This is a genomic window from Bariatricus sp. TF06-38A, assembly GCF_027690675.1.
Taxonomy (GTDB): domain Bacteria; phylum Bacillota; class Clostridia; order Lachnospirales; family Lachnospiraceae; genus Allocoprococcus; species Allocoprococcus comes.
The window spans coordinates 83309-93164 of record NZ_JAQFCE010000011.1 but is presented as its reverse complement, the minus strand read 5'-3'; the positions used below and the strand labels follow the sequence as shown (position 1 = coordinate 93164).

7 protein-coding genes are annotated in these 9856 nt (G+C 40.6%); all 7 read right to left on the bottom strand.

Annotation, left to right across the window (positions count from 1 at the left end; translation table 11 throughout):
• Positions 1-59: 59 nt before the first annotated feature.
• Positions 60-1076 (bottom strand): M20/M25/M40 family metallo-hydrolase, encoded by a 1017-nt coding sequence (locus tag PG418_RS10285; protein ID WP_195367884.1) that lies wholly within the window; start codon positions 1074-1076, stop codon positions 60-62.
• Positions 1077-1093: 17 nt separating this feature from the next.
• Positions 1094-1738 carry a beta-phosphoglucomutase gene (gene pgmB / locus PG418_RS10280; RefSeq protein WP_008372621.1) on the bottom strand — a complete coding sequence of 215 codons (645 nt, stop codon included), beginning with the start codon at positions 1736-1738 and terminating at the stop codon, positions 1094-1096.
• A complete protein-coding gene (locus PG418_RS10275) occupies positions 1710-2615 on the bottom strand; it encodes a DMT family transporter (protein WP_055157774.1) in 906 nt (301 codons plus the stop codon). Before PG418_RS10275 ends, pgmB begins: the two co-directional genes overlap by 29 nt.
• A 22-nt stretch (positions 2616-2637) precedes the next feature.
• Positions 2638-4950 carry a glycoside hydrolase family 65 protein gene (locus tag PG418_RS10270; protein WP_055157776.1) on the bottom strand — a complete coding sequence of 771 codons (2313 nt, stop codon included), beginning with the start codon at positions 4948-4950 and terminating at the stop codon, positions 2638-2640.
• A 21-nt stretch (positions 4951-4971) separates the two neighbouring features.
• Entirely contained in the window at positions 4972-7965 is a 2994-nt protein-coding gene (locus tag PG418_RS10265) for a glycoside hydrolase family 2 TIM barrel-domain containing protein (RefSeq protein ID WP_008372613.1), read from the bottom strand.
• An 86-nt stretch (positions 7966-8051) separates the two neighbouring features.
• Positions 8052-8873, bottom strand: coding sequence for a carbohydrate ABC transporter permease (locus tag PG418_RS10260; protein ID WP_022220172.1), 822 nt, complete (start codon positions 8871-8873; stop codon positions 8052-8054).
• Complete coding sequence (locus PG418_RS10255; RefSeq protein WP_022220173.1) at positions 8873-9808, bottom strand: carbohydrate ABC transporter permease; 936 nt, start codon at positions 9806-9808, stop codon at positions 8873-8875. The genes PG418_RS10260 and PG418_RS10255 overlap by 1 nt, the downstream gene beginning before the upstream one ends.
• Positions 9809-9856: the final 48 nt, after the last annotated feature.

The following is a 9856-nucleotide window of genomic DNA, read 5'->3' as shown; positions in this document are numbered from 1 at the left end:
GAGTCATACCCTCCCTGATTTGGAACTATCTATTTTCCGACAGTCCCGTTTTTTATTTTCTACGCATTATAGTTTGCAAGAAACTGTGCTATCAATTCCACACAACCTTCCACATCTTTTTCATCTGCTACCTCTGCAGGCATGTGCATATAACGAAGCGGGATTGATACCAATACCATCGGTACGCCCTGATTTGAAAAATGAATCTTATCTCCATCCGTATAACTAAGCCTGCTTGCAGCTTCTCTCTGAACTGGAATTCCTACTTTTTTTGCACATTCTTCCATTTTGGCATTTAAAGTTTTTACCACGATCGGACTGTTGCAAAGAACCGGTCCACCCCCCAGAAGAACCGTTCCCATCTCAGCCGGATTCATTCCACTGCAGTCGCTTGTGTAAGTCACATCCACAACAATCGCAAGTGTCGGATTAATCCGTGTACTTGTCCAGAAAGCTCCGGTTTTCGTTGTCTCCTCTCCAGTTGTAGAAGCTCCATAGACACCAACTTTACATCCAAGCTCTTTCGCTCTCTTGATTGCTTCCATAATGATATAAACACCAAGTCTGTCATCCAATGCTCTGGCTGTAAATTTACCATTTGTCATCTTACGAATATGTGTATCCGGAACAATCGGATCTCCCAGACTTACATTCTTTAAAGCATCTTCTCTATCTTTCGCCCCAATATCGATCAGAAAATGCTTTGTTCCCAGATTTTCTTCTTTGAACAAATCACGATATGCTTCGACAACACCGTAAACCTCTCCGTTTTTTGTCTTGATACGCACCTGACGTCCCGGATAAGTTGCCGGAACAATTCCGCCTCTGTCAATCACCTGCAGTCTTCCATCTTCCCGGATGTTCGAAATCATAAGTCCGATTTCATCTGCATGTGCCGAAAGCATGATACGTACATCGTTTTCCGGATTCAGAATACATGTTAGATTTTGCATCTCATCACGGCAAATCTCATCTGTATATTCTTTCATTTCTTCTGTTACAATATCCTGCACCTGCTCCTCATAACCCGATACCGAAATACTGTTAAGAAGGTTATTTAAAAATTTTTCATTCATTCTAGTCATCTTCTTTCTTACTTAGCCGTAACTTTCAGAAGATCTGCAAATGCAGACAGATTATAGGTTCCAAGTCCGCTTGCAACTGCATCCCCGATAGCAGCACAATCCATTCCCCCTGCGATTGCTGCCTGCAGTCCTGCTTTTGCGTCTTCTACAACCAAACACTTATCAACCTGTTCGTCTACATACTCTGCTGCTTTCACAAATACTTCCGGATCCGGCTTTGATTTTGAAATATTATTTCCGTCTGAAATTGCATCGAAATACTCTCCAAGTCCCAACTGCCCGAGAATAAATCTTGCGTTTTTACTGGATGATCCAATCGCCAGTTTATATCCATTCGCACGAAGATCATCCAATGTTTCCTTTACTTCTGCAGACAGATCTGCAGGACTCATATTTTTCAGAAGTTCTTTATAGATATCATTTTTCTTTGTTGTCCAGCATTCTTTCTCTTCTTCGCTCATTTCTCCTTCATAGCGTTCCAGAATAATTTCAAAACTTTCCATACGGCTCACCCCTCTGAGTCGATTATTGATTTCTTCATCAAAATAGATTCCCAGTTCATCTGCAACTGCTTTCCATGCTTGATAATGATATTTATCTGTATGACAGATTACCCCATCCAAATCAAAAATTACTGCATTGTATTTCTTCATCTTTTGCTTCTCCTTCTGTTTCAGACAAGTTAGAAATGATGACAGCGGCTAGGATGATCGCACATCCGATCACCATGCGAAGTGTAATCACTTCATGCAGAATGATGATAGAAAAAATCGTTCCAAATACAGATTCCATTGAAAGTACAATCGCTGCTTTTGTCTCATCTACATACTTCTGGCATGCGGTCTGGAGCAGATAACATACAGTCGTACTGATTACTCCCAGATACAAAACACTTAACCATCCCTGTGTTGTAACCTGAAAATCGTTCTCTCCAAAAATCACAAGACTGACTGCCGATAATACAAATGCTGTGATCATCTGCACCATGTTCAGTACAGATGCCGGATATTTTTTCACAAATTCTCCGGTAAAAAAGATTTGGAACGCAAATCCTACCGCACAGAGAAGTGTAAGACCATCTCCCAGACTCAGTGTAAGATTTCCATTCAAAGAAAGCAGTGCTACTCCAATAACGGACATGATTGCTCCAATGATTCCTTTCATGCCTACTTTCTTCTTCAAAATTATAAATGCAATGAACGGCACTATAACTACATTCAGTGCTGTAAGGAATGCATTTTTGGAAGGTGTTGTATATTGCAGACCGATAATCTGAAGTGCAAATCCTGCAAAAAGTGCAATTCCCATCAGAATACCTGCTTTTATTGCACCTGCACGCTTCTCAAGTTTCCCTTCTTTTTTATGCTGTCCCATGCTGATCATCCCCATCAGCACAGATGCCAACAAAAATCTTACCATCATAATCTGGAAAGGCTTCATGCTTCCCAGTGCCATATCACTTGCGACAAAGCCGCCTCCCCATATGACCGTAACCAGTATAAGTCCTCCGATTGCCAGCCATTTTTTCATCATATATCCTCCCGTCTCTTTTTTAGATTGTTGTTACTTTTCCATTTATTTCAGCTTCTACAGGTTCTCCTGCAAGACGAATGACCTTTGCCTGATTACTTCCATCTGCCGTAATTTCAAGCCATGCCCCTCTATAATGCAGACGGAATGTTAATCCCTGCCATTCCTTTGGCATATTCGGATGAACTTTCAACATACCATCTTCTCTTTGCGCTACACCTGCAAACCCAAATACAATTGTCTGCCATACTCCACCAGTATTTGCCGCATGGATTCCTTCTCTTGTATTTCCCTGCATATTCAACAGGTCAATAAAGGCTGCGCGGCGAAGATACCGATATGCTTTTGAATCATCCCCTACTTTAAGCCCCATAACAGAGAAAATACTCGGACTCAATGAAGAACCATGAAGTGTACGCTTTTCGTAATAAGCGTAGTTTTCTTTAATCGTTTCTTCATCAAATTCATTTCCCATAAGGTGTAACAGCATAACAACATCTGCCTGCTTATTGATCTGTGTCTCTCTTGCTCTTTTTGTCTTAAGTGCATCCGGACGTACTGGCCAGTCATTCTCATCATATTTTTCGATTGTTACATTATCAAGCTCGAAATATCCTTCAAACTGTTCCAGAAGTCTTGTGCCTTCTTTTCTTGGCAGATACATCTTTTCCTGCACTTCTTTCCAGTGTGCAGTTTCCGCCTCTGTAAGTCCTGTCTTTTCGATCAGGATATCATACGCTTCCTGATTCTCTTTCTTGATTGATGCAAGCAGTGAAAGAACATATCCGAGATTCCATCTCGCCAGATAATTGGTATAGAGGTTATTATTAACCGGTTCATGCCATTCATCCGGTCCCGTTACCTGATTGATTTCATAACGATCCTGCTCTTTGTTGTACTCACAACGGCTTGCCCAAAATCTTGCTGTCTCTGTCAGAATCTCCGCTCCTTTGCTGTAAAGGAAATCCATATCCTGCGTGATCTTAACATAATTATAGATTCCATAAGCAACTGCTGCTGTTACATGATGCTCATATACCGCAACATAACATCTATAACAGGTTCCATCCGGCTCAATGGTCCAGTCCGGACACTGCTCTGTACCATCATCTGCTGACTCCCACGGATACTGTGCTCCTTTATATCCATTCTTATGTGCATTTGCACGCGCTGCATCCAGAAGATGGTATCTGTAATTTTCCAGATTCTGTGCAGTCTTCGGAAATACCCATGAGAAAAACGGAAGCATAAAAAGTTCGGTATCCCAGAAAGCATGTCCACCATATTCTTCTCCTGTTAAAAGCTTTGCCCCAACATTCACATGGTCATCATGTTCGTTTCCCGTACTCATCAGATGGAAGATGTTAAAACGGACTGCACGGTTCAATTCATCATCCCCTGTAATCTGAATATCTGCATTTTCCCACATCTTCTTATAAACATCTTCATGCGCTTTCAGTTCCTGATCAAATCCCGTTTCAACAAATCCTTCAATTTCTTTTTCGATTGTTGTATGAAGAGCATAAGCCGGACATTCTCTTTCTGTATACATCGAAACATATTTTACGATTTCTACTTCTTTTCCTTCTTCTACATGGATATCACCAAATTCCACACTCTGCTCACCAAATCTGCTTATCATTCTGTTTCCAAGAATCTGTTTTCCATCTGCATAAGCTTCGATACGGCATCCACAACCTACATGCAGATGATTTTCTCTGGTTGCAACTTCCACATAACATCCATCTGCTGCCAGCTTTTCATTCGCTGTCATATAAGTATGTTTTACCTTAAAGCGTGGTGCATCATAAAAATTAATGATCGTACCATCAATAATACTTTCTACTTCAATAATTCCACTGTAGTTGAGCGGTGTCACATAAAGCCGGATTCCCATCCTGTGTACATTGTTTCTGCTCACAAACCGGATTCCTTCGATCAAAGTCTCTCTTCCTTTTGAGTCCTTCAGACGAACTCTCTTTCCAAGAAAAGCTCCTTTCATATCAAGCACTCTTGAAAATTCCAAAATTTCACAGTCTTCAATTCCAATCAATTCTTTTTCTACATAAAGTCTGATTCCAAGCCAGTTCGGAAGTGTGGAAAGTTCACGCATAAATGTCTCTGACTTGTCAAACACTCCATTGATATAAAGATATGGAAGTGTAATCTTTGTTCCTTCCTCATGACTTCCCCGGATTCCGAGGTAGCCATTGGAAAGTGCAAACAAACTCTCATATTTGAGATTCTCTTTTGCCTCATACTGATCCTGCCAGATGAGCCATTCATCGCTATGTAATCTGTTTCTCAGATTTCCTGAAAACATTTCTCTGCTCATATATGATTGTCTCCTTTATTCTTAATCGATATACTGTTTTCTTGCCTTCCGGATTTCGGTTCCGCATTCTGCTGCCTGCACAGTAAATGCCATTGCAAAATCCTGAAGTTTTACTTTATTTTCTTCCAACTGTTCTTCTCCACAGCTGTTGCTTCCAAGTCCTGACTGGCGATAATCCAGATGGATAATCACATCATCCGCTTTTTCAATTTCAAATGGATGCTGTGCTTTTTCCAGACTTTCATCGGTATAATTAGCAAGGTTCAGACCAAGCTTCTCCTCCATCTTGCATAACAGACCATCTTTTCCATCTCCAATACGGAACCATTTCACCTGTTCATGATGTCCGTTTTCCTGTGGGAATACATAATCTGTCATCATCCCGTCAACTGTATTTTCGTAAATTCCCATAATAGATGCAGCCTTACTGTCTACATAACTCTCACCAGGTCCCATACCATACCACATCGTCTTCTGAAAGTTTTTATTTCCTTTCATAATGACTCCGATACGTGGTAAGAACGCTGGTTCCAGTTTTCCTCTCTGAACAGCTTTTCCCTGAATTTCCACCTTCATCTGTCCACAAGAATAAACCGTATAAGTGTAATCACATTCAAATCCCCAGGACTGGTTATAGCAACTGAAGAATGTTCCGATCCGGACGATCACCTTATCGTCTTCTTTCAGACAGCTGACATATTCTGTCTCTTCTACCGGTTTCTGAATAAAATATTTATTCATCCAGTCCTCTTTCTTGTACATGTCGTTATCGATTGTTGCACGGTATACATTCATTCTCGGTCCTTCAGTCAGATACTCTTTTCCATCTTTTCCAAAAGAAATCAATTTTCCAAATACAGTACTGAATTTTGCTGTCACACGGCTGTTTTCTACAGTAAGCCCCCCCTGTTCTTCTGTTACCTGAAGCTTATCAGCTGTTTCTCTTACCGAAAATCCATCTTTTCGGATCTGCATCGGAATCTGGACTTTCTTGATTTCATACCCTGCTGGTGCATAGTTTCTTTCTTCTTTCTGACATACAGTCAGATTCAGATAATAGTCTGTATTTTCCTGTAATTCAAATGCTGTAATTGGTAGGGCAATGATCTTGCCTTCATGCGGAGCAACCGAAAGTCCTTCAACGGTTCCGTCCTGTATCATCTGATCTTCCGCTTTTACTTCCCAATAAAGTGTTGTCGTATCCAGATTCAGGAAATCATAATAATTCCGGATCTGAATCTTGTTCATGCTTCCTTCAACAGCTGTAATTTCTACTGGTGCAATGATCTGTTTGTATTCTTCCATTCCCGGAGACGGTGTTCTGTCCGGCATCAGAATCCCATCGATGCAGAAGTTCCCGTTTGTTGGAAAATCTCCATAATTTCCACCATATTTATAATATTTCTTATCCTTTTCTTCAGTGTAAATTCCATGATCATACCACTCCCAGAGAAATCCACCCTGAAGACGTTTGTACTTGCGATACATATCCTGGTATGCTTTTAATCCTCCAGGACCATTTCCCATCGCATGTCCATATTCACACATTACGTGTGGCTTATCCCCTTTGATCTGATATTCTGCAATCTCTTTGAGACCTTTCAGTCTGGTATACATCGTAGAATATACATCTGTCACTTCTGCCTCAAAATCTCCCTCGTAATGAACCAGTCTGGTATCATCCAACTCACGGATTGCTTCTGCTGCACTACGGAAATTGCATCCGAATGCGGATTCATTTCCCATAGACCACATAATAATCGATGGATGATTTCTATCTCTCTTTACCATACGGACACTACGATCTACGTAAGCATCTTTCCAGGTCTCATCATCTGTGATCCATGTGTAATTTTCTACCCATTCAAATCCATGGCATTCCAGGTCTGCTTCATCGATCACATAAAGTCCATATTCGTCACACAGATCATAAAAATATTCATTTGCCGGATAATGCGAGCAACGAACAGCATTGATATTGTACTGTTTCATCAGACGAATATCTGATTCCATCTGCTCTCTTGTCACTCTTCTTCCTTCTCTTGGATTATAATCATGATGATTGACTCCGTTCAGAAGGATTACCTGATTATTGACACGGAAGTTCTTATCTTTGATCTCGATTTTGCGGAATCCACATCTGACTGTTACTTCCTGGTTTTCTGTCATTACTGTAAATTCATATAACTCAGGTGTCTCGGCTGTCCATGTATGAACTTCCGGGATCTCAGCCTCAATACATATATCTTTTCCTTCCGAAACAAGCTCACCTTCAAGAACAGTCTTTCCTTTATAAGAAAGCTTCCAGCCAAGATTTGTACCAGCCTGTTTCATTGTAATTCCAGCTGTAAAAAAACCATTTTTGTAGCTGTCATCCAATGTCCCATTTACACGAAGATCCAGAACTGCATTCTTTTCCTCATTGATCAGTTCTACATCCCTGTAGATTCCTGATAACCACCACATATCCTGATCTTCCAGATAAGTACCGTCTGACCACTTGTATACACGAACGGTAATGTCATTTTCACCTGTTTTTACAAACCCGGTAATGTCAAATTCTGAAGGCAGTCTGCTGACTTTTCCAAATCCAACATGGTTTCCATTTACCCATACATCAAATGCACTGTCAACACCATGGAATTTCAGAACCGTGTCTTTTTCCATCCACTGTTCATCTAATACAACTGTCTTTTTATAAATTCCAGTTGGATTTTCATCTGGTACATGCGGTGGGTTTACCGGAAATGGATATAACACATCTGTGTAATGCATCTTGTCATACCCTCTAAGCTGCCATACGGACGGAACATCAATCTTATCCCATCCTTCACATGCCCCCGACTGTTCAAATCCTTCCGGCGATAATTCCGGTGCATCAACATATTTAAAAGCCCATTCTCCATTTAAACTGATTTTCTTTTGCGAATCTTTATAAAAAGCCGTTCGTGCTTCTCTTCTCCCAATTCCGGTAATCCGATGGTCTTCCCATCTTTTTACTTTTTTTCTTGCCATAATTTTCTCCTCTCAAGTGGTATCCCATATAAGACAGCAACAGCGGTCAGACAGATACAGTCTGCCTGACCGCTCCATACGCCTGTCTATTTGATAGAACCACTGGTTCCTTCAACAATATATTTCTGCGCGATAATGAAAATAATGATCGGCGGAATAATCATAATAATCGTAATACAAAGCATCGGAATAATCTGTGTACTGTGAACTCCTTTAAATGAAGCAAGTCCAAGTGCCAATGTATATTTGCTTCTGTCCTGTAAGAAAATGAGTGGTCCAAGATAGTCATTCCATACAGTCAGCATATTAAGTACACCGACAAGAATCAATGAAGGTTTCATGATCGGCATGAAAATCTTCCAGTAAATCTGGAACTGATTTGCGCCGTCAATTCGTGCTGCTTCCTCAAAATCCTTCGGGATTCCCATAAGGAACTGTCTCATCAGGAATACATAATAGGCAGATCCGAACCATGCCGGCACGATCAGCGGCTTCAGTGTATTGATCCATCCGAATAAGTTGAATTCCATGTACTGCGGAATCATGGTAACATCCCATGGAATCATCATTGTTGAAAGCAGGATCATAAAGAGGATATTTTTTCCTTTAAAGTTAAATCTTGCAAATCCATAAGCAACCAGTGAACATGAAAGAACCTGTCCGACTGTTGTCAGAACTGTTACAAGAATTGAATTCCAAAGATATGTTCCAAACGGCTGTGATTTCCATGCATTAATAAAGTTCTCAAAATGCCATTCTGCCGGCAGAAGTTTCGGCGGATATGCAATTGCTTCTCCTTCTGTCTTAAATGCAGAAAACAGCATGTAAATAAACGGTGCAAGAAAGTAAATGGCTACCAGTCCGAGTAATATGTAAATTACAATTTTTGATTTTTTAGACATCTTCATTACTTTCTACCCCCTTTTTTCTTTTTTGTTTTCTTTGCTCCGCTGTTTTTAGCTTCTGTCTCATAGAATACCCATGCGGATGATGACTTGAATACCACGGCAGTCAGCAGCAGAATGATGATAAACATTACCCATGCGTTTGCACTGGCATATCCAAGTTTGTGATGTTTGAATGCGTTATTGTATGTATACAGTCCATAGAAGTAGGTAGATTTAAGCGGTCCACCTCCGGTAAGAAGCATAACCAATGTTACCTGTTGGAAAGAACTGATAATTGACGTAATCAGGTTAAATAAAATTGTAGGTGTAATAATCGGAAGCGTAATACTGAAAAATTTTCTTGCAGGACCTGCTCCATCAATAGATGCAGCTTCGTATACATCAACCGGAATATTTTTGATATCTGTGTAGAAGATAAGCATCATCGTTCCAACACCAAACGCACTTGCAATTATAACTGCAAGGAGTGCCCATGCCGGATCAACCAGCCACTTCGGTCCTTTGATTCCCAGAAGAGATAACAGATAATTCAGTACGCCATAATCTCCGTTGAGGATCCATCCCCAGATGATAGAAACCGCTACACCTGAGATAACTGCCGGAATATAGAAAATTGTACGGAATACTTTTACTCCTTTAACCGGCTGTGTGATCAGCATTGCAAGGAACAATGCAATAATCATGTTAAGCGGTACGAAAATTGCCGCATATTTCAAACTGATTATAAGGGATTTCCAGAACTGTTTGTCCTTTGTAAACATATCAATATAGTTTCCAAGTCCCCTGAATGTTGGCGCTGTAGTAAGCGGCCACTCAAAAAAGCTCATGATCAAAGACAGAATCAGGGGACCGATTGTAAATACAAGGAACCCGATAATCCACGGCATAATAAACAAATACGGTGTGGCCGTCTTCAGGAATTTTCTCTGCTTCATTTTTCTTCTCTCCTATTTATCGGCGCCGGAATCATAAATTGTTCCGGC